The organism is Acidaminococcus sp. (assembly GCA_022482815.1).
GTDB lineage: Bacteria > Bacillota > Negativicutes > Acidaminococcales > Acidaminococcaceae > Acidaminococcus.
Window position 1 is genome coordinate 2,864,488 of sequence record JAKVOM010000001.1, and the last position, 26,077, is coordinate 2,890,564.

At 50.3% G+C, this 26,077-nt stretch carries 26 protein-coding genes; 3 read left to right on the top strand and 23 right to left on the bottom strand.

Annotation, left to right across the window (positions count from 1 at the left end):
- Nucleotides 1-43 precede the first annotated feature (43 nt).
- The 4 genes from glmU to ispE form a co-directional block, all read right to left on the bottom strand.
- Nucleotides 44-1,414, bottom strand: a complete 1,371-nt coding sequence (glmU, locus tag LKE33_12350) for a bifunctional UDP-N-acetylglucosamine diphosphorylase/glucosamine-1-phosphate N-acetyltransferase GlmU (GenBank protein MCH3951704.1) — start codon at nt 1,412-1,414, stop codon at nt 44-46.
- Nucleotides 1,415-1,632: 218 nt separating this feature from the next.
- Nucleotides 1,633-2,445: a pur operon repressor gene (gene purR / locus LKE33_12355; protein MCH3951705.1), complete on the bottom strand. Its 813-nt coding sequence runs from the start codon at nt 2,443-2,445 to the stop codon at nt 1,633-1,635.
- Nucleotides 2,446-2,450: 5 nt separating this feature from the next.
- A complete protein-coding gene (locus LKE33_12360; protein ID MCH3951706.1) occupies nt 2,451-3,167 on the bottom strand; it encodes a GntR family transcriptional regulator in 717 nt (238 codons plus the stop codon).
- On the bottom strand, nt 3,160-4,026 hold the full coding sequence (gene ispE / locus LKE33_12365) for a 4-(cytidine 5'-diphospho)-2-C-methyl-D-erythritol kinase (GenBank protein MCH3951707.1): 867 nt from the start codon (nt 4,024-4,026) through the stop codon (nt 3,160-3,162). Before ispE ends, LKE33_12360 begins: the two co-directional genes overlap by 8 nt.
- 299 nt (nt 4,027-4,325) lie before the next feature.
- Between ispE and LKE33_12370 the strand changes: the two genes are divergently transcribed.
- The gene (locus LKE33_12370; GenBank protein MCH3951708.1) at nt 4,326-5,198 is read left to right on the top strand and encodes a YitT family protein; all 873 of its coding nucleotides are present in this window, start codon (nt 4,326-4,328) and stop codon (nt 5,196-5,198) included.
- A gap of 280 nt (nt 5,199-5,478) precedes the next feature.
- Here LKE33_12370 and gltS read toward each other — a convergent pair whose 3' ends face one another.
- The 5 genes from gltS to leuS all read right to left on the bottom strand — a co-directional run bounded on the left by gltS (nt 5,479) and on the right by leuS (nt 13,512).
- Entirely contained in the window at nt 5,479-6,681 is a 1,203-nt protein-coding gene (gltS, locus tag LKE33_12375; protein MCH3951709.1) for a sodium/glutamate symporter, read from the bottom strand.
- A gap of 120 nt (nt 6,682-6,801) precedes the next feature.
- Nucleotides 6,802-7,881, bottom strand: a complete 1,080-nt coding sequence (holA, locus tag LKE33_12380) for a DNA polymerase III subunit delta (GenBank protein MCH3951710.1) — start codon at nt 7,879-7,881, stop codon at nt 6,802-6,804.
- Nucleotides 7,882-7,892: 11 nt separating this feature from the next.
- Entirely contained in the window at nt 7,893-10,211 is a 2,319-nt protein-coding gene (locus LKE33_12385; GenBank protein ID MCH3951711.1) for a DNA internalization-related competence protein ComEC/Rec2, read from the bottom strand.
- A 1-nt stretch (nt 10,212) separates the two neighbouring features.
- On the bottom strand, nt 10,213-10,863 hold the full coding sequence (locus LKE33_12390) for a ComEA family DNA-binding protein (protein MCH3951712.1): 651 nt from the start codon (nt 10,861-10,863) through the stop codon (nt 10,213-10,215).
- A gap of 147 nt (nt 10,864-11,010) precedes the next feature.
- On the bottom strand, nt 11,011-13,512 hold the full coding sequence (leuS, locus tag LKE33_12395; protein ID MCH3951713.1) for a leucine--tRNA ligase: 2,502 nt from the start codon (nt 13,510-13,512) through the stop codon (nt 11,011-11,013).
- Between the two features lie 150 nt (nt 13,513-13,662).
- Here leuS and LKE33_12400 point away from each other — a divergent pair, with 150 nt between their 5' ends.
- Together LKE33_12400 and lgt are read left to right on the top strand one after the other, a co-directional pair.
- A complete protein-coding gene (locus LKE33_12400; GenBank protein ID MCH3951714.1) occupies nt 13,663-14,367 on the top strand; it encodes a metallophosphoesterase in 705 nt (234 codons plus the stop codon).
- 18 nt (nt 14,368-14,385) lie between these two features.
- Nucleotides 14,386-15,210, top strand: a complete 825-nt coding sequence (lgt, locus tag LKE33_12405) for a prolipoprotein diacylglyceryl transferase (GenBank protein ID MCH3951715.1) — start codon at nt 14,386-14,388, stop codon at nt 15,208-15,210.
- A gap of 59 nt (nt 15,211-15,269) precedes the next feature.
- On the opposite strand, the gene LKE33_12410 is transcribed toward lgt, so the two are convergent.
- The 14 genes from LKE33_12410 to LKE33_12475 form a co-directional block, all read right to left on the bottom strand.
- Entirely contained in the window at nt 15,270-16,589 is a 1,320-nt protein-coding gene (locus tag LKE33_12410; GenBank protein ID MCH3951716.1) for a peptidase, read from the bottom strand.
- Between the two features lie 14 nt (nt 16,590-16,603).
- Nucleotides 16,604-17,185 carry a substrate-binding domain-containing protein gene (locus tag LKE33_12415; protein MCH3951717.1) on the bottom strand — a complete coding sequence of 194 codons (582 nt, stop codon included), beginning with the start codon at nt 17,183-17,185 and terminating at the stop codon, nt 16,604-16,606.
- Nucleotides 17,179-17,544, bottom strand: a complete 366-nt coding sequence (locus LKE33_12420; protein ID MCH3951718.1) for a LysR family transcriptional regulator — start codon at nt 17,542-17,544, stop codon at nt 17,179-17,181. Before LKE33_12420 ends, LKE33_12415 begins: the two co-directional genes overlap by 7 nt.
- A 366-nt stretch (nt 17,545-17,910) precedes the next feature.
- Nucleotides 17,911-18,408: an NUDIX hydrolase gene (locus LKE33_12425; protein MCH3951719.1), complete on the bottom strand. Its 498-nt coding sequence runs from the start codon at nt 18,406-18,408 to the stop codon at nt 17,911-17,913.
- Entirely contained in the window at nt 18,408-19,214 is an 807-nt protein-coding gene (locus tag LKE33_12430; GenBank protein ID MCH3951720.1) for an ADP-ribosylglycohydrolase family protein, read from the bottom strand. The genes LKE33_12425 and LKE33_12430 overlap by 1 nt, the downstream gene beginning before the upstream one ends.
- Nucleotides 19,215-19,251: 37 nt before the next feature.
- Nucleotides 19,252-20,010 (bottom strand): exodeoxyribonuclease III, encoded by a 759-nt coding sequence (locus LKE33_12435; GenBank protein MCH3951721.1) that lies wholly within the window; start codon nt 20,008-20,010, stop codon nt 19,252-19,254.
- A gap of 13 nt (nt 20,011-20,023) precedes the next feature.
- Nucleotides 20,024-20,716: a hypothetical protein gene (locus LKE33_12440; GenBank protein ID MCH3951722.1), complete on the bottom strand. Its 693-nt coding sequence runs from the start codon at nt 20,714-20,716 to the stop codon at nt 20,024-20,026.
- The gene (recO, locus tag LKE33_12445) at nt 20,713-21,456 is read right to left on the bottom strand and encodes a DNA repair protein RecO (protein MCH3951723.1); all 744 of its coding nucleotides are present in this window, start codon (nt 21,454-21,456) and stop codon (nt 20,713-20,715) included. Before recO ends, LKE33_12440 begins: the two co-directional genes overlap by 4 nt.
- Nucleotides 21,446-22,207 (bottom strand): hemolysin family protein, encoded by a 762-nt coding sequence (locus LKE33_12450; GenBank protein ID MCH3951724.1) that lies wholly within the window; start codon nt 22,205-22,207, stop codon nt 21,446-21,448. The genes recO and LKE33_12450 overlap by 11 nt, the downstream gene beginning before the upstream one ends.
- Before the next feature lie 306 nt (nt 22,208-22,513).
- Nucleotides 22,514-23,428: a GTPase Era gene (gene era / locus LKE33_12455; protein MCH3951725.1), complete on the bottom strand. Its 915-nt coding sequence runs from the start codon at nt 23,426-23,428 to the stop codon at nt 22,514-22,516.
- A gap of 6 nt (nt 23,429-23,434) precedes the next feature.
- On the bottom strand, nt 23,435-23,818 hold the full coding sequence (locus LKE33_12460; GenBank protein ID MCH3951726.1) for a cytidine deaminase: 384 nt from the start codon (nt 23,816-23,818) through the stop codon (nt 23,435-23,437).
- Nucleotide 23,819: 1 nt separating this feature from the next.
- Complete coding sequence (gene ybeY, locus LKE33_12465) at nt 23,820-24,299, bottom strand: rRNA maturation RNase YbeY (GenBank protein MCH3951727.1); 480 nt, start codon at nt 24,297-24,299, stop codon at nt 23,820-23,822.
- Complete coding sequence (locus tag LKE33_12470; protein MCH3951728.1) at nt 24,262-25,320, bottom strand: PhoH family protein; 1,059 nt, start codon at nt 25,318-25,320, stop codon at nt 24,262-24,264. Before LKE33_12470 ends, ybeY begins: the two co-directional genes overlap by 38 nt.
- 139 nt (nt 25,321-25,459) lie before the next feature.
- Nucleotides 25,460-26,035 (bottom strand): peptidylprolyl isomerase, encoded by a 576-nt coding sequence (locus tag LKE33_12475; GenBank protein ID MCH3951729.1) that lies wholly within the window; start codon nt 26,033-26,035, stop codon nt 25,460-25,462.
- Nucleotides 26,036-26,077: the final 42 nt, after the last annotated feature.

A 26,077-nucleotide genomic window follows, 5' to 3' on the forward strand; every position in this document is an offset into this window, starting at 1 on the left:
ATAACAATATGAGTATACAACTCAAAACACGTTGTGACAACCTTTATTTTTCGCGGTGCTTCTTCGCCCATCCCGCGAGGTTGATCTGCTTGCTCCGGCCGACTGCCAGTGCGTCTTCCGGCACATTCTTGGTAATAGTGGATCCGGCAGCTACATAACTGCCCTTGCCAATCGTCACAGGAGCCACGAGGTTGCTGTTGCAGCCGACGAAAGCGTTATCCTCAATGGTCGTGCGGTGTTTCGTCTTGCCGTCGTAATTGACAGTAATCGTGCCGCAGCCCATGTTGACGCCGCTGCCGATATCGCTGTCGCCGATATACTGCAGATGCGGCAGCTTCGTTCCTTCACCGACGTTGGAATTTTTCACTTCGACAAAGTTGCCGACCTTTACGCCGTCATGAATGACCGTATTGGGACGGAGATGATCATAAGGTCCCATCTTGACATCATTACCCACTTTGGCATCGTGAGCATACACAAACTGGATATGCGTTCCGTCTCCCACTGTTACATTGGTGAAACGAACTTCCGGTCCGATTTCGCAGTCTTCCCCGATAACCGTATTTCCTTCCAGCATCGTAAAAGGCTGGATAATGGTATCACGGCCAATCTTGACACCCTTTTCGATAAAGGTACTGGCGGGATCGATGATGGTCACGCCTTCATCCATCAGATGGCCCAGGATTCGTTCGTTCATAACTTTCTGCGCCACAGCGAGCTGACGGCGGGAATTAACACCCATGACCATATCAAAGTCCTGGGTTTTGATGCCGGCCACAGCACGGCCCTTGTGCAGGCATTCCGTCAGAATATCTGTCAGATAGTACTCATGCTGGGCATTATCATCAGAAAGATTTTCAAGCAGTTCGAACAAGAGCGGCATCTCTACACAATAGATGCCGGTGTTGATTTCATGGATGTGACGCTGCTCTTCCGTAGCATCCTTTTCCTCTACAATACCCGTTACGCGTCCTGCCGTATCACGCAGGATACGTCCGTACCCGAAAGGATTGGGGGCATCGGCCGTGAGGACACTCACGCCGGCACCGCTCTGAAGATGCCTCTCGTAGAATTTCTTCAGTTCGGAGCCTTCCAGGAGCGGAGTATCTCCGCAGAGAATCAAAGCGGTTCCGGACTGACCGCCTAACAGGTCACGAGCCTGCAGTACAGCATGACCCGTACCGAGCTGTTCTTTTTGAATCGCAACTCTTGCCCGTTCTCCTAAAAATTCCGTCACTTTTTCGGAACCAAAACCAACGATGACAATCTCGTCATCGGCTCCCGCTTCATCCGCCGCATCAAGCACATGTTCGAGCATGGGCTTGCCGGAAAGTTTATGAAGCACCTTAGGGAGTTTGGATTTCATCCGTGTTCCCTTTCCGGCTGCTAAGATGATGGCAGCTAATTCAGACATATTATGGACGCCTCCTATTTTTCTTACCACTCAGTTGCAAACTTTATTTCTGCCGCAGCAGAACAAAACAATAGCTCTGCCCTGTCTCCGGCGCTAGTTTTTTGAGTTTACCACGTCTGTCCGTTCATATCAAGTTTTTCTTTGCGGGCTGCTATTGTTTTTCCACCGCCATACCTATCTGAAAATGGCAGATGGAAAGCCTTTCGCACCGGTTCCCATCAAAGGACTTCCGGCACAATATCAATGGCCTTTGTCACTTCATCCACGCCCTTCAGGGTAAGCAGCGAAGCGTAATCCTTTACGAGCTTCTTCGCAGGCTCTTTGGCGGCAATGAAGAGGTATACACCGACGACCTTGGCACCCACTTCTTCTGCCAGTTCGCACAATCCGCTGACTGTTCCGCCGGCACGCATAAAATCGTCTACGACAAGGACTCTTGCACCGTCCGGCAGAGCCTTCTTAGGCAGGGACATGGACTGGATTTTCTTCGTAGAACCACTGAGGTAGCTGATGCTGACAGCCGGGCCTTCGGTGATCCGGGCTTCCTTGCGGGCCATGACCATCGGAATATTAAAAGCCTTTGCCGTACTGAGAGCCAAAGGAATTCCCTTGGTTTCAACCGTCATGACGTACTCCGGTTTCAGCTCAATGGAGCGCTGCATAATGATTTCCCCCAGTCTTGAAACAATCTGAGGGTTCAGGATGATATCATTCATATAAATCATACCGCCCGGCAGCACTCTTTCCGGCACGTTAAGCCGCTCAGCCAGGTCTGTCAGAAACTGGGTATCGGACTTTGCCGTATGATAAGGAATGAAGCGAACGCCGCCGCTTGCGCCGGCTACCGTTTCGATAATACCCAGATCGTACGCGGCAAGACCGTTCCTCACGGTCTGCACATCTTCACTCAGCGTGGACTTTGCCACGGTAAACTTCTCACAGAAATAGGAAAAGGGAAAAAGCTGAAAAGGCTTATCCGTCAATTCCTTGGTTAATGCGACTATACGTTCCAACCTCTTTATTCTTGCCATATCCTTCACTCTTTCCCGTTTACTTTGGCCTTCTTATCAGGGCTCTTATATTGCTCCTCAATAATTCGTAATACCGTTCTTTCCGCATTTTCCATATGAGTCCGGACCGCGCGCTGTGCTTTTTCTACATCCCGCTGTGCAATTGCATCTACAATAGCCCGATGCTCCAGCAGCATTTCGTCCAGACGGCCGGGGTACGGCAGCGAACGGGCACGGATGCTCGTGATCTGCTGACGCAGGGTACTGATGATATTCATGCACCGCTTGTTGCGGCTGGCTTTATAAATCACGTCGTGGAACTGCGTATCCAGTTCTACGATTTTCTGGTAATCGAGTTTTGCCACGGCATCTTTCATGGCAATGAGATACTTGTCCATTTCCTCAATTTCCGGTTTCTCGATACGCTCTGCCGCGAGACCTGCCGCCAGTGCCTCCAGGGCTGAACGGATCTCGTACACCTCGTTGATATCCTGGATAGAAATATCCGCTACATAAGCGCCGCGGCGCGGAATCATAACCACAAGCCCCTCCTGCTCGAGGTTACGGATAGCTTCCCGAATCGGTGTCCGGCTGACGCCCAGTTCCGATGCCAGATGGGATTCCATCAGCCGCATGCCGGCTGGGAAATCCCCTTTCAAAATTGCTTCCCGAATGTTTTCTATTACTACATCCCGCAGAGGCTTATACGTATCCAAGGGAATCTGCCTCAACTGCTTAACCATAGTATTCCTCCTCCGTATGTGCTGTTTCCACCTGTGCTCCAGGATATTCTTTACTCAGGATTTGTTTGATACCCTCCGCTGCTTTTTCCGATTCGGCCAGTCCGAATAAAGTCGGGCCGCTGCCGCTCATCAGCACTTTTTCGCAGCCTGCTGCCAGAAGAGATTCCTTCATTTGCTGCAGGATACCGTACTTTCTGAGTGTTACATCTTCCAAATCATTTTGCAGTGCTTCTACAAGTGCCCTACGGGAATGCTTCCCGATAGCCTCCACGCAGGCCTCTACGTCCGTCTGCCTGCGATTCGGCACACTGTCTATGGCCTTGTAGACCGCGGCCGTCGAAACCGCCAGGTCAGCCGGCTTGACAAGCGTCAGCCAAAGTTGCGGTGCAGCAGGGAGAACTTCCATCTTCTCTCCCCTGCCTCTGGCACGCTGGGTACCTCCCGCAATGCAGAACGGCACGTCGCTGCCAATTTCCGCAGCTGCTTCTTCCAATGCTTTCCGCGATAAAGGACAATCAAACATACGATTCAGTCCCCGCAGGGCAGCTGCCGCGTCCGTACTGCCCCCGGCAAGACCAGCTGCCACAAAGATTTTCTTATCCAAAGCAATCTTTACATCAGGCTTGATTCCTGTCCGCTCCCGGAAAACGACAGCTGCTTTATAAATCAGGTTGTCTTTGCCGCAGGAAAGTACCGTATCATTCGAAGTCAGTTCAAAATGGTCCGCCGGTTCGAATGTGAGCACATCTGCCAGGGAAATGCTCTGCATGACCATATCGACTTCATGAAACCCATCACTGCGGCGATTCATTACACGCAGGGCCAAATTGATTTTGCCGCGGGCAATTTCCTTCATCATGAGCCTCCAGCGCTGATACACTGCCCATGTCCCGTTTTTCATAAGAAACAGACCGCACCCCCTGCAGCCTGTTCTTTTTTAAACAAATACTTTTGAATTTTCAAACAGGTTCGTATGAACAGTCAGCACATCCTTAATTGTATTATGTATTCATTGTACATTGAAAATGACTGCTTAGCAAGAGAAAACTGAACAATTATTGAATTTTTTCATCCAATTGTTCAATTCATTTTGTCCACCTGTCATAGTACAAAAAATATGATACAATGAGGAGAACATCTCGAAAGCTGGTGATAGCAATGAAGAACAATTTTATTAAGTATTTCAACCTGGTGCTCGGCTGTTTCCTCATGGCAATTTCCATTAACTGCTTTCTCATACAAGATCATTTTCTATCCGGAGGTCTGGCGGGATTATGCATGATTTTCTATTATCTCTTCGGCTGGCCCGTCGGTATTTTAAGCTTGGTTTTAAATATTCCGCTCTTTCTCCTTGCGTATCGTTTCATGAGCAAGCGGTTTCTTGTGGACAGCTTCATTGGAACTGTCTTCTTTTCTGTCATACTGGATGCAACTGCCTTTCTCTCCCAAACTACCTACGTCGATAATCCCCTGCTTGCCTGCATTGCCGGCGGCGTGACCGAAGGGATTGGTGCAGCCCTCATTTACCGTGTGGACGGGTCGACGGGCGGTATCGATATTCTGGGATTTCTTTTTAAAAAATATAAGAATATCAGTATCAGTACGACTGTCTTTATTTTCAATGCCATTGTCGTTGCCGCAGCCATTGTCTTTGTAGGGCTGGAACCTGTTCTCTACAGTATGGTCATCTTCTATATATCCTTTAAAGCGACGAACTTTGTCATGGTCGGCTTTGATTACAAAAAGAGTGTGATTATCATCAGTCAGCATAATGATGTCATCGGGCAGCGCATCATGGATGAAGTCAACCGCGGCATCACGCTGCTGCACGGTCAGGGCGGTTATACAAAAAGACATACGAGGATTATCCTTGTTGTAGTCAAGCTGACACAGCTGAACCGTCTCACACGTATTGTGAATGAAGTGGATCCGGCGGCCTTTGTGCTCGTGCAGGATGCCAACGATGTTTTCGGGCGCGGCTTTACGCAGCCTGATTTGATTCTCCCCATGCCGGAAGAAAAGGAAAAATAAATAAAAGTGGCTGTGAAATCATGCGTACACATTATTTCACAGCCACTTTTACGCAGGTCGCCGGTTGATATGGCCGCGGGTCGCCTAAGAGAACAAAATCGTTATGGCAATTTTGAAAAATAAAAGCTTAACTTGCCTGACAAATAATAAAAAGAAAAACAGGAGCTCTGAAGAAATACATAGTGAAATTTCTTCATAGCTCCCGTTTTATTTTCTCAGCGCATTGCTTGAGGGCCTAAAAAAAGCTGCCGCATGCCGCGGCAGCTTTTTGCCCGATTTATTATTTGAAGATGTTTACGAAGACCATGATGATACTGGAGTTTACGAAATCGATGAACATAGCCCCGACCAGTGGCACACAGAAAAATGCGCGGGTAGAAGGACCAAACACGCTCGTAACAGCACTCATGTTGGCCATAGCGTTCGGCGTAGCGCCCATACCGAAACCGCAGACTGCGGAAACTTCAACGGCGGCATCGTAGTTGCGGCCCATGGCGTTGAAGACCACGTAGTACGTGAAGAGAGCCATCAGTACAATCTGAGCTACGGCAATCATGGAGAGGGCACCGGCAATATCGAACAGTTCCCAAATTCTCATACTCATGAGAGCCATGGACAGGAAAATGTTCAGCCCGACGTCACCGACAGTCTGGATTTCAGGAAGCGGTACTTCGATGTTTTTATTGATATCGGAGAGGTTACGAATAATTGCTGCAATAATCATGGAGCTGATGTACCCAGGGAATACCAGACCTACACTCTTAAAGAAGTTAGCCAAAATTGTTCCGACACCCATGGCCAGCAGGATTTCGCCGGTAGCTGCCATGAATTTTTCCGGAACCATCGGGATGACGGCTTTTTCTTCCATACTGGAAGCCTGTTCCTGAACTTCCACGACTTCTTCTTCGTGACTCTTCAGGTTGTACTTACGAATCAGTTTCGTAGCAATCGGCCCGCCCATGAGAGATCCGGCAATCAGGCCGAACGTTGCCATAGCAATAGCCACCGTGTTGGCACGGGCCACACCCATGGATTCAAACAAAGGTCCGAAAGCCCCGGAAGTACCATGACCGCCGACCAGTGGAATAGAACCGGCGCACAAGCCAAGCAGCGGATGCAGTCCGAATACCTTGGCAAGAGAGGTACCGATGATATCCTGGCAAATAATCAGAATGGCACAGATGATTGTCAGAATCAATACGTCACGCCCGCCTTTTTTCAGGAGTGCAATACTTGCCGTAAAGCCGATGCTCGTAAAGAACATATTCATAAAAAAGCTTTGCTGAGCCGTGTCGAGCTTCACCACGCCGATGCCGGATTGATGCAGGGCGAGGTTAAGCAACGCAAAAATGAGACCACCAATAACAGGGTTAGGAATGCAATAAGTCCGAAATGGTTTGATACGTGCTTTTAAATATTTTCCGAGATAGTACAGGAAAATACCTACAGCCATTGTTTGGTACGAATTTAACGCAAGTGTCATGTTGGAAAAATCCTCCCTTTCCTTCGGGAACTTTTGTTTCAGTAAACTGTTTCGAATTCATTCAAATCAGTGTCTTTCCCAGCATGGGACCACTGAAACAAGAATGTGTTTCCTTAAATCTTAAGATTTTCCTACAAGACAGATGAGAATCTCCTCCAGGCGTTCCCAGTCTCTTCCGTTCTTCCGGGAATCCATCTGCATATGAGCAAGATCCACCAGCCACTTTTCCAATGCCTCCGGCTGATACCGCCGCGTGTCTTCAATAGCAAGTTTTGCTACGTAAGGGTTCAGTTTAAGACGCGAAGCAATCGTATCCTGCCGGGCTCCCTGGCTCATCATTTCCCTCACTTGAAGCAGCCGCTTCACTTCGTTGTAGACTAGACCTACACTCAGTGGGAAAAGCGCTCTGCCGTGACTCCGCACTTTTTTCTGCTGTACCGTCAATGCTTCCAGCACCTGAGGCAGATTTCTCTTACCCACCGCGTTGCTCAGGGCAAAATTAGAAATCTCAGGAAGCTGCGAGAACATCTGATTGACATCGTCAGCTGTCCAGATTTTACGTTTTCCTGCATACAGGGCTATCTTCCCAATTTCCTGCTGCAGAAAAAGGAGAGGCACGTCACCGGAAAGTGCAGCATACTGTTCTATGAGGTCCTGTGCCTGGGCGTCAAACCGGGCTCCATAGCGGTCAGCCTGCTCCGCAAGCCACGGGCGAAGGCGGTACGATTTGAGTGAGGCGCACTCAACCGTCACTGCGGTTTTGCTCATGTTTTTGTAGAAAGCAGACCGCTTATCCAGTTTGGCACACTGACAAAGGACGTAAGAATAGGCCGGCACATCCGTCAAAAGAGAGACGAATTCCTGTAGTTCTTTGGAGCTGCGCTTATGAGGCGCCTCCTTATCCGTCTTGATCTCAGCCTTTTTCTTCTCTAAAATTTTTGGACTATCTATCACAATCCAGTTCAAACCGCCAAAAAAAGAAGAGGAATTGACTGCCTCCCGTAAGTCCGTTACATTAAAAGCCCCCTGAAATGGCCACGAATTCAGTTCCTCGCCTTCGTGTTCGGCGAGAATCTTCTCCTTCATCGCTGTTTCGATGGCTTTTTTGTAATATTCCTCATCCCCCCAGGCCACCACGACATGTGGACAGGGAGTTTTTTTATGCAGTTCTTTTAAGAATTGTTCTGCTGTGATATTCATCCAAATAACTCCTAAGAAGAAATAGCTTGCCGTTGATAATTATACCATGCTAAAGTACTCGTGTCAAAGACTATTTTTACGGCTCCTTTACAATCTGTCCTTTCCACGTGGACATTTAAGCTATTTAATCGGTCCAGCACCTCCTTATGAGGATGCCCGAAACGATTATATCTGCCAACGGAAATGACAGCCAGAGAGGGGCTTGCTTTTCGAAGAAAAGCCATTTCTGAAGAGGTCCCTGATCCATGGTGAGAAATTTTCAGCACATCACAACGAATATCCTCCATAGCTGCCTGTAATTCGATTTCACTTGTCGCGTCCCCCGTAAAAAGTACTCTATTTTTTGGGGTGCTGACCATGACGACAGCGGAGCTTTCGTTGCCGTCCTCGCCTATTCCTTCGCTGCGCGGGGCACAGATGACTGTAAGTTTCGCTCCGTTAAGATGCAGAGTACTGTGCGGCCGCATAGTCTCTACGGAACAAGACCTATCATTGTAAGAAAGCTGACGGAGCAGCCTCTCTACATCAGGGCTCGGCGGTTCATTGGGGAGCAGTATTTTTTTAATGGGCATACAGGCTGCCACACCGGCAGCCCCTCCGGCATGATCGTGATGACCGTGACTTAAGAGCAGTACGTCGACATGGGAAAATCCCAGTCCCCGCAGTACCGGAACAAGGATTCTCTCACCGGTATCGAAACGTCCCGGCAGACCGCCCGTATCAATCAATATGGTCTCTCGTTCCGGCGTTACGACAAGGGCACAGTCCCCCTGCCCCACATCCAGGAAATAAACGGTAAAAGGCTGCGGACGAAAATGAGGCCAGAGAAAAGCTGCGGCAAGCCCAAGAAGAGCCGCTGCAAGAATGCGCTGCCGGTACTTCCTGTCAGTAAAAGGTCCGAAATACGGATAGAAAAATAAAAAAAGCAGGATGCCATAACAGGGCAGCGCCCAAAAAGCCGGCTGGCCCGTTATCCAGAGGCCTCCGGGAATGGCGGCCAGTTTTTCCGCGCCCCACATGGCAGCGCCGGAAAGCTGTGCCACGAGAGCAAGTACAATCTGTCCTGCAGCAGTACTCACCAAAGAAATAACCGTGCCAAGCATTGTTCCGACAAGACAAAGACCCAGAAGCGGCGTAATGAGGAGATTAGCCAGAAGAGACGTCAGGGACAGCAGGTGAAAATTCCGAATCAATATGGGCATTGTCAGCACCTGGGCCGAGAGCGTTACAGAAAAAGCAGCAGCCAGTTTCTCCGGCATGAAGCGACAAAGCCGTCCGGCGATTGGCTTCCGACAAAGCATGAGCCCGGCAGCCGCCCCAAAGGAAAGCTGCATCCCGAGGTCAAGAATCCAGTAAGGGTTCACCGTAAGAAGAACCAGGCCCGCCAGTCCTAAAAAGGACGTACCCCCGGCACGGCGGCGTAGCACCTGTCCCCAGGCCGCACCGCAGCCCAGCATGGCTGCGCGGCATACGGGTGCCCGCAGTCCGCAGATGACGGCATAAGCAATCAGTCCGGCGCAGACAAGAACAGCCATAAGAGGTTTCGGCATTCTACCAACCTTAAAAAGGAAAAAGAAAATACCGAGAAGGAGCGCCACGTGGCTCCCGGATACGGAAAGCATATGGGACAGTCCGCACTCGGAAAAAATTCGTACTGTCTGGGGCGGCATTCCCTGCTGCCCGCCAAAGAGCATGCCTTCCAGAATTGCTCTGTCTGTTTCCGGTACAGCCTTTCGCAGTGGTTTGCGGCAAGCCATCCCCCAGTCATGAATGCGTTCCCACAGCGTAAGCTTTGAAGGTATTTTTTTCGCCAGCCATCCCTCCGTCCGGATCATACCGCCGATGCCTGCGGAGGCCGCCTTTGCCTCGGGAGGAGGCATACCCGGATTATAAAAACCGGAAGGTTCCAGCAAGGTTCCCTGCACCTGCACTTTACCGTAAGGTATGCTCCAGGCTGCTGCCTTAAGCAGATTGACACGAATTTTGCCATGCGATGTGTCAAGCAAAAACGCGGCATACCGCGTATCGGAATCGTACATGTAACTGCCCGGTACAATACGCCCGGTGACCGTGATTTTCTTCCCGAAATAGGGTCTCATTTGCCGAGGGGCACTTTCACGCAGCCGGGGAACAATACCTCCCAAAAAGAAAAAGCTAAGGCAAAAACAGGCAATAAGCATTTTTCTGTCCTTCCGGACGTAAAAGCAGAAGCAAAGAGCAGCCGCTGCCAAAGTAAGAAGCAATATCCAATAAATAAGACCAATACGCAGATAAATCCCTGCAAAAATACCCAAGGCATAAAAGAGACCGGCTCCAAAAAGCGGCGTCATGTCACACTCCGGCACGGCCGCGAAAACGGCTCAGCGTAGCAGGACCGATGCCCTTTACTTCCAGCAGATCATCCAGACTTTGGAATGTACGCTGCTGACGAGCCTCCACGATTCTGCGGGCCAGGGCCGGTCCGACACCGGGCAGCCGAGTCAGTTCTGTTTCATCCGCCGTGTTGACATTGATGATACCCTGCTGCGCAGTCTCCTGTACCGCAGTTTCCCGGGCAGGCATTTCACCCGATGTGTCAGCAGGACTTACTGCGGCAGTCCGGCTGCTTCGTGTGTTTTTCGTTTTGTTGCGTTTTGAAGCTTTGACAAACGGAACATTGACATGGCTTCCGTCTTTGCACTTGCGAGCCAGGTTGACCCGGTTCCTGTCAGCGTCTTCCGTAAAACCGCCTGCCTTCTGGATAGCATAGGAAAAACGTTCTCCCGGCGGAATATAGTAGATACCCGGTGCCGCTACGGCTCCGCTCACATAGACACATAATCCGGCGTTTTCTTTTGTTTTCTTCGGTGACAGAGCCGCATCCACGGTCTTAAGGGTACCCTCTTCTGTCGGTGTCGGCTGTGAAATCCAAAAACTGACACCAACACAGAAAATCGTGATAATCGCAGCGGCAATCCATTTTTTCTTTTCCCATAAATTCATAAGGAACCTCCTGACTGATAATATAAAAAGGCAGATTCCCTCCTACGTTCTGCAGGAGAAAATCTGCCTTACAGAAGCAGCACGCTGCTTCCATAGCATCAAATTGTAGTGAAATTGGGGTGTGATGAGAAAAGTGTTTCTATGAAATTATTTTTTGACCACGACGTTGACCAGGCGGCCCGGAACAGCAATGACCTTGACGACCTTGCCGTCGCCGATGGCGGCCTTTACAGCTTCCTGTTCAAGAGCAAGTTTACCGAGTTCATCCTTGGACAGTTCCGTGGAAACCATCATGCGGACTTTTGCCTTACCGTTGACCTGTACCAGGACTTCGGCTTCTGCCACCTTGACAGCTTCCGGATCGTACGTCGGCCACGGTTCATGATGGATACTCTTCGTCATATCCGAATCAATGACACCATGCCAGAGTTCTTCCGTGATGTGCGGCACAAACGGAGCCATCACGAGGAGGAGCTTGGAAATCGTTTCGTAAATCAGGCCGTCGTTGATGTTATCCTTGTCCTTTTCGCTGTACAGATACAGGGCATTGACAAGTTCCATCATCGTGCTGATAGCCGTGTTGAAGTTGAAGCGCTTATCGATGTCTTCGGTAATCTTCTTGACACTGCTGTGCAGGACATGGCGGAGCTCCTTACCTTGTTCATCCAGCGTGGCCGGATCATAGGACGTAACTTTCTTTGCCAGGACATCCTGGAAGTGATAAACGATACGCCATACACGGCCGAGGAAGCGGAAGGAACCTTCGACGCCCTGGTCGCTCCATTCCAGTTCACGTTCTACAGGAGCTGCGAACATAATGAAGAGACGAGCCGTATCAGCGCCATATTTGCCGATAATTTCTTCCGGGGAAACAACGTTGCCGATGGATTTACTCATCTTGGCACCGTCTTTGATGACCATGCCCTGGGTCAGGAGGTTCGTGAACGGTTCATCTACCTTCACGAGGCCGGCATCACGCAGGACCTTGATGAAGAAACGGGAATACAGCAGGTGAAGGATAGCGTGTTCGATACCACCGATATACTGATCGACCGGCATCCACTGATCAGCGGCTTCATGGCTGAACGGAGCCTTGTCATTGTGGGGATCCGTATAACGCAGGTAGTACCAGGAAGAGCAGATGAACGTATCCATCGTGTCGAGTTCACGCGTAGCGTCGGCACCGCACTTCGGGCACTTGCAGTGAACGAAGCTTTCGCTCGTAGCCAGCGGGGAGCTGGCACCGGCCGTAAACTTCACGTCCGTCGGCAGCATAACAGGCAGATCCTTTTCCGGTACGAGGACTTCGCCGCAGTGCGGGCAGTAAATGACAGGAATCGGAGCGCCCCAGTAACGCTGACGACTGATAAGCCAGTCGCGCAGACGGTAGTTGACGCGGCGTTTGCCCAGGCCCTTTTCTTCCATGTAGTCCATAATGGCTTTCATGGCCTTATGCATTTCCATGCCGGTGAACTGAGCGGAGTTAACGAGGACGCCGTCCTTTTCCGTGTAAGCGTCGGTCATCTCTTCCAGTTTCAGCTGTTTGTCCTTCGGCTGCAGGGTCAGGATTTTCTTGATGCCGTACTTGGTAGCAAACATCCAGTCACGATGGTCGCCGCTCGGTACGCCCATGACGGCGCCGGTACCATAATCGTACAGGACGTAGTTGGTAATCCAGATCTGAACCTTATCACCGGTCAGCGGATGGATGCAGTCTACACCGGTATACATACCGAGTTTTTCGGATTCGGTAGACGTTCTTTCAATATCGGAGGTATTCCGAACTTTGTCGCAGAAAGCTTCCAGTTCTGCTTTTTTCGGGTTATCCTTCAGGAGCTTAGCCACCAGCGGATGTTCCGGAGGAATCACGACGAAGGTGACGCCATAAATGGTATCGGGACGAGTCGTATAGACAGCGAGCTTTTCACCAAGGGAAGGAATATCAAAGCTGAATTCCAGACCTTCGCTGCGGCCGATCCAGTTGCGCTGCATCGTCTTGACGCGTTCCGGCCAGCCTTTCAGCAGATCCAGGTCTTTCAGCAGTTCGTCAGCGTAATCCGTGATCTTAAAGAACCACTGAGAAAGGTTCTTTTTCTCTACGACGGAATCGCAGCGCCAGCACTTACCATCGATAACCTGTTCGTTGGCAAGTACCGTGTTGCACTTCGGGCACCAGTTGACGGCGGCCTCTTTCTTAACGGCAAGGCCGCGCTTGTACATCAATTCGAAGAACCACTGGGTCCATTTATAATAGTCAGGCATGCAGGTTTTGACTTCGCGGTCCCAGTCGTAGGACAGCCCCATCCGTTTCTGCTGCTTTTCCATGTTGGCAATGTTGTCCAGGGTCCATTTAGCAGGAGGAATGTTATGTTTAATTGCTGCGTTTTCTGCAGGCATACCGAAGGAATCGAACCCCATTGGATGCAGTACGTTGTAGCCCTTCATCGTGCGGAAACGAGCAACGACATCACCGATGGAATAGTTCCGTACATGGCCCATATGCAGGTTGCCGGACGGATACGGGAACATTTCCAGTACGTAGTACTTCGGTCTCGGATCGTCATTGCTGACTTTGTAGGTTTTATGGTCTTCCCAGTACTTTTGCCACCGCGCTTCAATCTCATGCGGTTCATACTTCTCTTTAATCATTCATAACCCTCCTATAAGAAATCACGCCTCAATGCTTGCAATCATTGGCGTGATTCAGTAACATAATAAGGAAATACTGGCAAGAATGCCGTATGAGATTTATTATATAGTTGACTACTAATAAAGTCAACGCAGGAAGGGGACACTATCATGGCAATCTACGCAATTGGAGACCTGCACCTGTCGGGCGCTGTTCCCTCCAAACCTATGGATGTTTTTGGTCCTCAGTGGCTCAATCACCGGCAGAAAATTGCCGACGGCTGGCGCGAAGTTGTTTCCGAATCCGATACCGTAATCTTGTGCGGAGACATCTCCTGGTCCATGACCCTGGAAGACGCCATTGAAAAGGACTTCAATTTTCTGGCAGAGCTGCCGGGGCAAAAAGTCGTATTAAAAGGCAATCATGACTACTGGTGGTCTTCTGCTGCCAAACTGAAAGCGGCCATGCCGGAAGGCTTTCATTTTTTGCATAATTCCTGTTACCTTACGGGCGATACGGCTATCTGCGGGACGCGGGGCTGGAACCTCCCATCGCTTCCCAATTTCGGGGAGCATGATAAACTCATCTATAACCGGGAAGTCCAGCGGCTGGAACGTTCCCTCCTGGAAGCCGAAAAAGCAGGCTGCAGCCATAAAATTGCAGCACTGCACTATCCGCCCCTCTTCCATGCGGACGAGGTGACAGGTTTTACCGAACTGTGCCGGACGCACCATGTCGACATCTGCGTCTACGGTCACGTTCACGGCGACGCGGCTCATTTCCTGAATCTTTTCCAGGGAGTCCGGGACGGCACGCAGTACCGTCTCATCGCCTCCGACTACATCGATTTCAAACCGGTCAAACTCATGGATTGATCGGGGAAAGGAGCTTCCGTGCATCAATATTTATTTTTTATCGGAAATTTTCCTATCCGCATGTATGGTCTCATGCTTTGCACCGCTATTTTTCTGGCCACTGCCGTCGCCTATTTTCTCGTCTGGAAAGACGGACGCGGCTGGGAAAAGTACGTGCCAGACCTTGGAATCTACGGCGGTTTTGCCGGTCTCGTCGGAGCCCGGCTGTGGGATGTTTTTTTCTTTGACTGGGAATATTACAGCCATCACTTGCTTGAAATTCCTTTCGTATGGCAGGGCGGCATGGCTGTTCAGGGCGGCATCCTCGGCGGCATTCTTGCCGGTATCGTATACTGCCATCGGCATCACATCGATTGGGTTCATTTTCTCGATGTTGTTACCCCGGCGCTTTTCATCGGACAGTCTATCGGCCGCATGGCCAACCTTCTGAACGGGGATGCTTTTGGAGCACCAACGGGCGGAGATTTCGGTATTCTCTATCCCGAAGGAACCCTGGCCCGCGCCACCTACGGATCAGCCCCCTTGTGGCCTGCTGAAGTCTGGGAAGGGCAGATTGACATTATCCTTTTCGCCCTGCTGCTGTTCTTCCAGACTACGCACTACAAAAAAGGACAGTGCTGCTTCCTGTATGTCATGATGTATTCCGTGCTGCGCTTCTTTTTGGAATTTCTCCGCGGCGACTATACCGAACCCTTCCTCTTCGGACTTAAATCCGCTCAGGCCACGAGCCTCATCTTCTTCGTTATCGCCCTCTGCGGCTTCGTATATTGCGGACTAAGGAAACAAGAAGATAAGAAAGTGCAAAGCGGGCAAAACAACAAAGCTGAGAAAAAGAAAAAGTAATAGACTAAAAAAGACTGTGAAACAACGATTTCAATTGTTTCACAGTCTTTTTCATATGTTCAGTTTGAACGATTTACGCTCTCTGCGTGCTTCTTCCCCCACAAGGAAGTCAAGATACACCAAACCGGCAGCAGGTAGAGATACGATGCGTAAAGGATGCTGCTGTTCGGGGCTTCGATGAAGGCGAGCGGTGCGGCACAGGCAATGGACCAGGGGATCAGGCCGGAAATGACAACTACAGTATCTTCGAGAGTGAGTGCCAGTTTTTCCTTACTGATCGGCATGTGCTCGCAGAGGCTCTTCGTCATCATGATGGCGAGGGTCTGGTTGCAGGCAATCATGGAACTGATAATGCCGGCACCACAGATACCGACAGCGGGCGTAAATTTCTGACCGATATTTTCAAAAACGCCCTGCAGATTCCGCAGGAGGCCTGTCTTATCAAAGATGCCCGAGTAGCAGGCCCCGGTCATGACGATAGCACCGGTCCGGAACATGGAAACAAGTCCGCCGCCTGCCAGCATGCTGCGCAGCTCGGGCTGCGTCGTCTGAAAGCCGAAAATCATCGTATGAACAATTTCCGCGGCCCCCATTTTTTGGAAAACGGCGGCGCATATGATACTGAGAACTATGCTGACGGAAAGGGTTTTCTTCACCGGTACGCGGAAGAGGGCAAGAATCAGGATACCTGCGGCCGGAACCAGCATAGGCCAGGATACGTCAAAATAACTGGCGAATAACTTCTGCACCGACAGGGACGAAGTGTCCCCTTCCCCTCCCGAAGCGATGAAGAAATAGATGACACAGCAAGCGAGCACTGGCACTGCCGCACTTTTTATCATCCGTTTGATATTATCGTAGAGGTTAGTGCCCGTAATTTCGGCCGTAAGCAGTGCGCTCGTTGATACGGGAGAGCAGCGGTCACCGAAATAAATTCCCGAAAGGACGGCTCCGCCTGTAATGGCCGGGCTGACGCCCATTGTCTTGGCAATGGTCATACAGATAAGGCCCATTGTAGCGGCCGTTCCGAAAGAGGTTCCCATCAGAAACGACAGCAGGCAGTTGAGCAGGAACGTCAGGAAGATAATCAGTGATGGACGAATCAGGCTGGCAGCATAATAGACAATAGCCGGAATCGTTCCGCCGGCCCGCCATAGTCCGGTCAGAAATCCGATCAGGCAGAAGGTCAGCAGAATGTTTTTCGCCGTCATCACGCCGTCGCGCCACATTCCCAGCGTCTCTTTGACCGTAAATCCCCGTTTCAGGGAATAGGCACTGAAAATCATGAGACCGATGAGAAGGGCCAGAAGCAGCGGCCAGCCATTGAGTAAGAAAATCAGCAGTACAGCTGCAAATAATAATAAAACAATGTTTTCCATAATCTTCTACTTCCTCATTGGTGAACGGATTCGTAAGTCGTCTGAGCAGTTTTAATAAAATCGCGCAGCATTTTCCACCGGCTCCGCTCCCGGAGACTGGCAAAGCGAATCTTATATTTCGCGCCTTCGGCAAAATGGACCTGCACCATATGCTCCATTTGCTCTTTTGTAAAAACAGCTTCAGCAAGGTTAGCCGGGGTAATGCAGGCACCGGCACCGCGCAGGCACAATTCCAGGAGCGTCTCGATATTGGAAGATTCTACCCGGATTTCGGGAGACATGCCGTTCATGCGAAAGAGCCTGCGGGCAAACCGGCCGGAGATATCTCCTTCCGGGTTCAGGAGCAGCGGACAGCCGTCAAAAAGAGCAAACTCATGATTATCTTTTAAATGTATACATCGAGAATCAAAGTACCGGGACGGAAACTGCGCTGCATAAAGGTCAGGCTGCATCAGGAGAATGAGTTCTTCCGTATAGAAATCTGTAAGCACCAGAGGATCTCCGGTATCTTCCGCAAAATTAGCAATAGCCAGATCGACTTCTCCCGTATGGACAAGTTCCGATGCCACTTCGTTATCCGTTTCCCGAATCACGATAGAAATATGGGGCCGGCTTTTTTGATAGGCAGCAATATATCCGGCAAAATGGCACGTCCCCGCGTGGAAGCGATGCCGATGGTCAGGCGTCCTCTCCGCTCCTGCTGGATTTCCAGCATGGTCTGGCGCAAATCTGTATCATCGCGATGTATACGCCGGGCATGTTCCAGAAAGACTTCTCCGGCGTAGGTCAGTTCCAGCGGAACATGACGGACGAAAAGACGGCATCCCAATTCTTTTTCCACGCCGGCAATATGCCCCGAAAGCGTTTGCTGCGTAATGTTCAGTTTCTCCGCAGCCCGGCTGAAACTGCGTTCATGCTCGAGCATCAGAAAGTATTCTATGGATGTGAAGTTCATGGTTCTCCTCGCTGCAAAAGCGCTGTTACAGGATTTTTAAGTATTATTTCAGGATAAAGTCATTCTTTTCTGTAAGTGTACGATACCATAATTAAAATACAAAGTAAAACAGTAATTTTGTGTAATTTTTACAATAGTTTCCCGATATATAGGCTAAAAAAAAAAATAAAAAGGCGCTTTTGGCCTATGACATATAGCCTCGTCTGCACTATAACCTAAATTTCAGGTTTTATTTTTATAAGTTCGTAGAAAAATGCCTTTGCAATTTTTCTTCCACAGGCGACCCGCGGCCAGCACACCAACCTGCGACCTGCGTAAAAAGGGGCTGTGAAATATGCGTATACATTATTTCACAGCCCCTTTTTCTTATAAAAACTTTTCAATATGACGATAATGCAGGAAATCGCCGGCTGCTCCGAGACGCTTTAATTCCTCACCGGAAGCAAGCTTATAGGAGGCAACTTCATCGGCCTGCACATGAACGTCAGCCGCTTCAAAAGGAACTTTGAATTCATAGATGTCGACAAAATAATTATTCTGTTCCTCCGGCGAATCGTTCCGGTAAGTATGGATCAACTTACCCTGAGATGCCGTAAGCATCAGTCCCGTCTCTTCCCTCACTTCGCGCAGCACGGCTTCCTGCGAGCTTTCTCCGGCCCGCACGCCGCCTCCCGGGATTTCCCATTTACCGGCGGCCCATTCCTTGTCAAGCTGACGCTGCGTAATAAGCACCCGGCCCTGCAGGTCCTTCACAAGAGCCAGCACGGTCAGATGGTAATCGCCCGGTTTCATATGCCAGTCATTGCGGACCATGGTACGACCCGTTTTCTGTTTATTCACATCGTAAATATCCCAAAGTTCCATCAATTGCCTCCTGCGGTATTTTCCTTGTACAGTGCCAGCGCTTCCCGCATTTCCGGGGTAAAAAGAAGTTCCGCCCATGCCAGGATCCGTTCCGGAATACCGAAGAAAGGTTCTGCAATACTTCCTGCCATAGCGGCCAGGGTATCACTGTCCCCGCCCAGCGAAACGGCGTTTCTGACCGCTTCTTCATAGTCTTTTGCGGAGAGGAAACACAGCAGCGCATCCGGCACAGTGCCATCACAGGTTGCATCCTTCGGTTCCTTGTTTCTCGCCGCTTCCAGGCTTTCCGGCAGTTTGTAAAACCGCTTCATGTAGTCCTCGAGTTCGGCTTTTGTAGCTTTCTGCCGTGCCAGGAAAATCGATCCGGCCACGCATTCCGCCGCTTTTTCAGAACTCGGATGATTATGGGAAACGCTCGCCGAAATAAGGGCCAGCTTCTTTGTTTCCTCCATGTTCCGCCCGTACCATGCCGCCGGTGACACCCGCATAGGAGCACCGTTGCCGAAGCTACCGTAAGGACCGGCGTCATCACTTAAAAGCCACTTTTTAAAAATATGACCGAAACCGGCATGGATATGGCGGCGCCCGATTGTACGCATTTCCCTGCAGAGTATCGGCGCCAGCACTTCCTGTGTTTCCGGCATGCCGGCCTTCCTTGCTTTACCGAAAGCCAGAGCCACGGCAGCGGTCATAAAAGAATCATCCGTCGCATGGGAAGCAGGCACATGAAGAGGGAATACAGTCGACTTCATGCCCGACCATTCGTAGGCCGATCCGATAATATCTCCGACAAAAGCACCTTTCATCACGTATGCCTCCTCACACCTGTTAAAAACAACTTTATTACCTGCCAAATTCAAGCAGGACCGGACAATGATCACTGCCCATGACGTCAGAGCAGATTGTCACGTCACGAATCATGTCCCGGCCGTTTTCAGACACCAGAAAATAGTCAATCCGCCATCCGGCGTTCCGGGAGCGGGCCTTGAACATATAGGACCACCACGTGTAAGCCCCTGTCTTATCCGGATACAACATTCTGAAAGCGTCAATGAACCCATGTTTCAAAAACTGCTGGAATTTAGCTCTTTCCTCATCAGAAAAACCGGCATTGCCGCGGTTGGAATCCGGATTTTTAAGGTCGATGGGCTGCGCAGCCACATTGAGGTCGCCACAGACGACGACCGGCTTTTTTTCAGCAAGTCGTGCTGCATAATCTTGAAAAACATCTTCCCACTTCATACGGTAATCCAAACGTGCCAGCTCTTTCTGCGAATTCGGGGTATACACCGTGATCAAGATAAATTCCGGGTACTCTGCCGTAATGACGCGTCCTTCTTTATCATGCTCAGGCATTCCCAGACCGTAAGTCACGTCAAGAGGCTCCTCCTTGGAAAAAAGAGCTGTCCCGGAATAACCCTTACGCTCCGCACTGTTCCAGTATTCATGATAACCCGGGAACTCAAAATTGGCCTGCTCACGCTGCATTTTAGTTTCCTGAATGCAGAAAATATCTGCGTCAGCCTGCTTCATAAAATCGGCAAAACCCTTATTCATGCAGGCACGCAGTCCATTGACGTTCCAGGTAATAATTTTTTTCATGATGAGCTCCTTCTCAATTTGATAGTAAAGGAAATACCTTATAACATACGATGAGGAAGAAAACGACGATGGGCAGATACACCGGATCCGGCCAAACCCAAAGGTAGGCCAGCAGTGTCACAGCAAAAGCCGCAAAAAACGTCCCAAGGCCTGCCATAAATATTTTGCGGTTTCTGTGGGAAATTCCCCAGGCCGCCGACCGTATACCGGCTGCCATCCAGATAAGCTGAAGTCCGAAAGGAGCTCCCAGCGGGCCATAATCAATATCCATCACGGCCCAGTAATATCCGCCCAAAAGAAGCCAGGGAAAAAGCAGCCAGAAAAGGCAGGCAGCTTTTTTCAGGCACTTCACACCGCGTTCATGCAGCCACAGACATTCCAGAGCGGCAACAATCAGGTAAAAAGCAGCAAAAAGCCCTTTATTTTCCGTCTTAAGCGGCCAGAACCAGATAAAAAGCAGTGGAAAATGAAGCCACAGAGCCACAAGAAAACTAAAAGGAAACCTGTAAAACAGTTCTGTCTTTCCTTTAAATAAGGGAACAAATCCCAGGCCCAGCCAGACAAGCCCTAAGATGCGAAACAAGGTATAGTAGTCATAACGAGGGCCGAATAGCCCGTACAGCACCATGATCCAGCCGGCTCCCAAAAGACAGGCCGCAGCCTGGAACAAACGGGAAGAGGCAATACGAGAGCTCATTTCCTTCATGCTTTCACACTTTCAAGCTGTGCCAGAAAATTAAGGCTCTTCAGCGGCCGGTCCGTCTGATACATCAAAAAGCGATAAAGTATCTTTTCAACCTGCATCAAATCCCCGCCGCGTACCACAAAATGATCCGGCTCATTAAAATCAAGATGCAGCAGCTTCTCCATCAGATTCCTCTGACTGACTGAGAGAGTCAGCTCATCACCCATAGCACAGTCCTTACAAAGAAATCCGCCCTGGACAAGACTGAAATACCCGTCTTCCGCTGCAGGTTTACCGCAGGTCGTGCAGGAATCCAAATAGGGTTCAAAACCGCAGAGCGTCAATAATTTCAAAATGGTGCTGTCAGTCACAATGCGTTTATTCCGCTCCAGCAGCAGTTTGTATGCACTGCTTAGAAGGTCAAAGACGCCTTCCTGAGGCTGATCATCCTCCAGGAGCTGAATAGCCACTTCGCTGATGATAGCTCCGTAGGCCATGGCTTCCACATCCATCGCCTTCGGCATTTCCACAAACTCACAGGATTTGAGCGTCGCCACGCGCCGCCCCCGGGCCAGCGTCAGCCGCACATGAGCAAAAGGCTGCACCAACCTTCCGCTGACACTTTTGGGATAAGCAGCTCCGTAAGCAATGAAAGGCACTTTTCCGTGGTCACGACAAAAGCAGACTGCATACTTATCTGCAGTCTGCCAATTGCGTACTTCCAAAATCATTGCTTCGTCCTGAATTGATTCAGTGTTCATCGCCTTTCGCAGCCCCTCTGTCTTTTTTCAGGGGAATGACCCGAACCTTCAGCACTCTGAATCCGGAGCAGTCCAGTACTTCAAAACGATATCCTCGTTCATCCACACTGTCTCCTACTTCCGGCTGACGGCCGATCAGTCCGAAAACGTAGCCGCCAATCGTATCTTCTTCAGGATCGTCAAACTGGATGCCCATCGTTTCCGACACTTCATCAAGCAGCACCAGACCATCAAAAATATACGAACCGTCCGGCATTTTGTTGATTTCAGGCATTTCCGAATCATGCTCGTCCTGGATATCCCCGACAATTTCCTCAAGCAGGTCTTCCATCGTCACAAGTCCGGCCGTACCGCCGTACTCATCGGCTACAGCTGCCATCTGCACATGTTTGTGCTGCATCAGCTGCAGAATTTTGACAATGGACATACTCTCCGGTACGACGTCGATTTCCCGCATAATCGTGCGTAAATCCGCCTTGGGATTTTTCACATCAAAATTCATCAGTTCGCGAATATGGATCATGCCCAGAATATGGTCACGGTCTTCTTCACAAAGAGGATACCGTGTATGTCCCGAATCATGAACGACCTTGAGGTTTTCCTCCAGCGGATCATCCACAAAAAGGCACACCATGTCCTGACGAGGCACCATCACTTCCCGGGCAACCCGGTCGGCAAAGTCAAAGACGTTGTCAATCAGCCGACTTTCCACCGGATCGATGCCGCCGCCCTTTTCACTGTCGCTGACCATTTTCCGGATATCATCCTCGGAATGGCTGACATCAGAAGAATGAGGTTCTGCTCCAATGAAATGATAAAGGCCCCGGCCCAGGTGCCAAAATAAATAAGCAAACGGATATATGATTGGCTTCAATAAGCGGCCAATCGCAGGTCCCGCGTCGATAAGTCATCTCTCCTTATAGTTAACAAGTTTCAAGATTTTATAAAATCAAATATGTATAAATCGATAATCATTATACACTACTCAAGTGGTAAGGGTCAACTGAGAGAAACGCTCACAGTGACCGCCTCGTATTGCCGCCTGCGGCACTGCGGCTTACTTTTCCGCAAGGCCGAGCTGTTTTAAGTCGGATTCCTTCTCCCGCCATTTCGGGCGGACTTTGACCCAGAGTTCCAGGTAGACATGGCTGCCTACGAGGTCTTCTATATCTTTCCGGGCTTCGGAGCTGATTTGTTTCAGCATACTGCCCTTGCGCCCGATGAGGATTGCCTTCTGGGAATCGCGTTCCACAAAGATATCACCCCGCACATAGACGGTTCCGTTGTCGCGCGTCTTCATTTCGTTGACCTGAACGGCCACCGCGTGCGGCACTTCGTCGCGCGTCAGATGAAGAATTTTTTCCCGGATGATTTCCGCAGCCATGACGCGTTCGGTCTGGTCGGTGTACATGTCTTCCGGATAGAAATCGGGTCCTTCGGGAAGCGCGCCGATAATGGCGTTCATGAGTTCCGAAAAATCCTTGTCCTCCAGTGCGGACAGGGGAAAAACATCCCGGAACGGATATGCCTTGCGGAAAGCATCAATTTTGGGCAGCAGCACCGTTTCGTCAGGAATCTGGTCTACTTTATTAAGGATCAGGAAAACCGGCACCTTCACATTCTGCAGGCGCTCAATGATGTACTTTTCAGCCTTCATGGATTTTTCCGTGATATCGACCAGATACAGGACGGCATCCACATCCTTCAGAGAATCTTCCGCCGCCTTGACCATATGCTCACCGAGCTTATCCATCGGCTTATGAAGTCCCGGCGTATCGAGGAAGATAATCTGTGCTTCCGGCACCGACACAATAGATAAAATCCGGGTCCGCGTTGTCTGGGGGCGGTCGGAAATAATAGCGACCTTTTCCCCGACAAGCTTATTGATCAGCGTCGACTTGCCCGCATTCGGACGGCCGACGACGGCTACGAATCCGGAGCGATGCTGCGTTTTTGTTGCTTCATTCGTCATTATGATTTATTTTTCCTCCAAATCAAACGCATAAGGAAGCAGAGCTTCCAGCGTCACCTTTTTTTCTTCACCTTTCAGGTTGGTCAGGGAAATCTCGGGAATCCGGAATTCTGCCATGACCTGCCGGCAGGCCCCGCACGGGGAAACCGGCTGCGGTGTATCCGCAGTTACGCAGAGGCACGTAAATTCGCGTACACCTTCCTTGACCGCCGCAAAAATCGCGTTGCGCTCCGCACAGACGGTGAGCCCGTAAGAACTGTTCTCAATATTGCATCCCGTAAAAATTCTCCCGTCTTTGGCACGCACGGCCGCTCCCACGGCAAAATGGGAATAAGGGGAATAAGAATGTTCCCGAGCCTTGACGGCGGCTTCAAATAATTCCCGATCCATGTCAGCCTCCAAACTTTTCCTCAGCAAGGTCCAGCTCGCGCATAATAGCTTCTTCGTGAGCCCGCATGACCTTTTTATCTTCCGGTTCCATATGGTCATAGCCCAAAAGATGCAGGATGCCGTGAACAGCAAGATAAGTCATTTCCCGCGTCAGGCCATGGCCAAATTCTTCACCCTGTTCCACGGCCTTCGGAGCGGAAATGATGATACCTCCCAAAAGATGCTCTGCCGTGTCATCTTCCTCTTCCGGTTCCTCTCCTTCGTCAAGGGCGAAGGAAAGCACATCGGTCGGGCGGTCAATGCCGCGGTAGGTTTTATTCAGTTCATGAATCTCGTCATTATCCACGATAGTAATATCCACTTCGGTCCGGTCAGACACATGTTCCAGGCGGGCAGCCGCATTCATGGCTTCCGTCAGGATGGTTTCCAGTTTCTCCGGAATCTTAACTACGTCTTGATTGTTTGCCAGCGTTACGATCATGGCGCTCGTCCCTCCGTTCTTTCCGTTCCTTCCGTTCTTTCCGATCTTTTCTTTCTCTGGTGCGCTCGTCATCATATTTCTGGTACGCTTTGATGATAGCTGCCACAATTTCATGACGGATGACATCTTTTTCGGTGAAATAGACAATCCCGATACCGGGGATATTCTGCAGGACTTCTGCCGCATTCGTGAGACCGGACTGTTTTCCGGCCGGCAGGTCAACCTGGGTATCGTCCCCTGTGACAACGAGCTTGGAGCCGAAGCCAAACCGGGTCAGCGCCATCCGCATCTGTTCCGGCGTCGTATTCTGCGCTTCATCCAGAATAATGAACGCGTCGTTTAAGGTACGGCCGCGCATATAAGCAAGCGGAGCCACCTCGATGGTTCCCCGTGTCAGATACTTCTGGAAGGATTCCATGCCCAGCATTTCATACAGCGCATCGTACAGAGGACGCAGGTAAGGGTCGACTTTTTCCTGCAGGTCGCCGGGCAGGAAGCCCAGCTTTTCACCCGCTTCCACGGCCGGCCGCGTCAGGATGATGCGCTCCACTTCGCGGTTTTTCAAAGCTTTGACAGCCATGGCTACAGCCAGGTACGTTTTACCCGTACCGGCAGGGCCCACAGCGATAGTAATATGATTTGCCGCGATTGTCCGCAGGTAATTCAGCTGCCCCAGTGTTTTCGCCTTAACCTGCTTGCCGCGGTACGTTGTGAGTACCGTATCGGTGTACAGCCGGTGCAGTGCTTCTTCCTGTCCGCTTTGCATCAGCTGCAGGCTGTATTTTACATCGTGCGCTGTAATGGGAAGGCCCTGACGGTAAAGATAAAGAAGCTCGCCGACTTCTCTTTCTATCAGTTCCGCGTCTTTTTCCGTTCCCTTGATGATCAGCTCATTGCCGCGAGCAATAATCTGACAGGGCATTTCCTGCATAATTTTGAGAAATTCATCATTGTGACCAAGTACCGCGACCATTTCCCGCGAATCCTGGAAAGTCACACGTTTTTCAATCGTATCCGGCAAACCTACCCCTCCTGTAATTAATAATATTTCAGCTTTCCAAAAAAGTCCGTTTATAGGAAGCACGGAGCACTAGGCGGCTCCGTGACTTTTCCCTCAGCATGTAATTTAGATGACACCGCAAAAATACTGCTTTACTGCGTTATTTTCCGCGGACAATGGTGATTTTCTTGATTGTCACCGGTGTCAGCGGTTTATCCTGGCTGTCCGTTTTGACCTTGCCGATTTTCTGAACGACGTCAAGGCCCTTGACGACGCGGCCAAAAACAGCATGATGCCCATCCAGCCAGGGCGTTGCGGCAAGTGTAATGAAGAACTGACTGCCGCCCGTATTAGGACCGGCATTAGCCATCGAAAGAATACCAGGACCATCGTGTTTCAGGGACGGGGAAAATTCATCTTTAATCGTATAGCCCGGACCGCCCGTACCATTGCCGTTAGGGTCGCCGCCCTGAATCATGAATCCGTCAATGACGCGGTGAAAAATCAATCCATCGTAGAATCCGGACTCAGCCAATTTTACAAAGTTGGCGCAGGTATTGGGAGCCTGTTCGACGGCAAGGCGCACGTCAAAATTTCCCATGGAAGTTTCAAATTGAGCCGTTACCGGCCCTTTCAGCGCTTCTGCCTTGGCAGATGCCTGTTTATTACTGTTACCGCACGCAGTGACCATCACCGCACAGACGAGCAGCAAAACACTTGCTAACTTTTTCAGCATGCCTATTCCTCCTTATACGCTCACTATTATACATTTTCCCCG

Bases quoted from the DNA above. Each gene is read 5' to 3' on its own strand.
- glmU (MCH3951704.1), bottom strand. From the start codon at position 1,414: ATGTCTGAATTAGCTGCCATCATCTTAGCAGCCGGAAAGGGAACACGG.
- purR (MCH3951705.1), bottom strand. From the start codon at position 2,445: ATGGCAAGAATAAAGAGGTTGGAACGTATAGTCGCATTAACCAAGGAA.
- LKE33_12360 (MCH3951706.1), bottom strand. From the start codon at position 3,167: ATGGTTAAGCAGTTGAGGCAGATTCCCTTGGATACGTATAAGCCTCTG.
- ispE (MCH3951707.1), bottom strand. From the start codon at position 4,026: ATGATGAAGGAAATTGCCCGCGGCAAAATCAATTTGGCCCTGCGTGTA.
- LKE33_12370 (MCH3951708.1), top strand. From the start codon at position 4,326: ATGAAGAACAATTTTATTAAGTATTTCAACCTGGTGCTCGGCTGTTTC.
- gltS (MCH3951709.1), bottom strand. From the start codon at position 6,681: ATGACACTTGCGTTAAATTCGTACCAAACAATGGCTGTAGGTATTTTC.
- holA (MCH3951710.1), bottom strand. From the start codon at position 7,881: ATGAATATCACAGCAGAACAATTCTTAAAAGAACTGCATAAAAAAACT.
- LKE33_12385 (MCH3951711.1), bottom strand. From the start codon at position 10,211: ATGACGCCGCTTTTTGGAGCCGGTCTCTTTTATGCCTTGGGTATTTTT.
- LKE33_12390 (MCH3951712.1), bottom strand. From the start codon at position 10,863: ATGAATTTATGGGAAAAGAAAAAATGGATTGCCGCTGCGATTATCACG.
- leuS (MCH3951713.1), bottom strand. From the start codon at position 13,512: ATGATTAAAGAGAAGTATGAACCGCATGAGATTGAAGCGCGGTGGCAA.
- LKE33_12400 (MCH3951714.1), top strand. From the start codon at position 13,663: ATGGCAATCTACGCAATTGGAGACCTGCACCTGTCGGGCGCTGTTCCC.
- LKE33_12410 (MCH3951716.1), bottom strand. From the start codon at position 16,589: ATGGAAAACATTGTTTTATTATTATTTGCAGCTGTACTGCTGATTTTC.
- LKE33_12420 (MCH3951718.1), bottom strand. From the start codon at position 17,544: ATGAACTTCACATCCATAGAATACTTTCTGATGCTCGAGCATGAACGC.
- LKE33_12425 (MCH3951719.1), bottom strand. From the start codon at position 18,408: ATGGAACTTTGGGATATTTACGATGTGAATAAACAGAAAACGGGTCGT.
- LKE33_12430 (MCH3951720.1), bottom strand. From the start codon at position 19,214: ATGAAAGGTGCTTTTGTCGGAGATATTATCGGATCGGCCTACGAATGG.
- LKE33_12435 (MCH3951721.1), bottom strand. From the start codon at position 20,010: ATGAAAAAAATTATTACCTGGAACGTCAATGGACTGCGTGCCTGCATG.
- LKE33_12440 (MCH3951722.1), bottom strand. From the start codon at position 20,716: ATGAAGGAAATGAGCTCTCGTATTGCCTCTTCCCGTTTGTTCCAGGCT.
- recO (MCH3951723.1), bottom strand. From the start codon at position 21,456: ATGAACACTGAATCAATTCAGGACGAAGCAATGATTTTGGAAGTACGC.
- LKE33_12450 (MCH3951724.1), bottom strand. From the start codon at position 22,207: ATGGTCAGCGACAGTGAAAAGGGCGGCGGCATCGATCCGGTGGAAAGT.
- era (MCH3951725.1), bottom strand. From the start codon at position 23,428: ATGACGAATGAAGCAACAAAAACGCAGCATCGCTCCGGATTCGTAGCC.
- LKE33_12460 (MCH3951726.1), bottom strand. From the start codon at position 23,818: ATGGATCGGGAATTATTTGAAGCCGCCGTCAAGGCTCGGGAACATTCT.
- ybeY (MCH3951727.1), bottom strand. From the start codon at position 24,299: ATGATCGTAACGCTGGCAAACAATCAAGACGTAGTTAAGATTCCGGAG.
- LKE33_12475 (MCH3951729.1), bottom strand. From the start codon at position 26,035: ATGCTGAAAAAGTTAGCAAGTGTTTTGCTGCTCGTCTGTGCGGTGATG.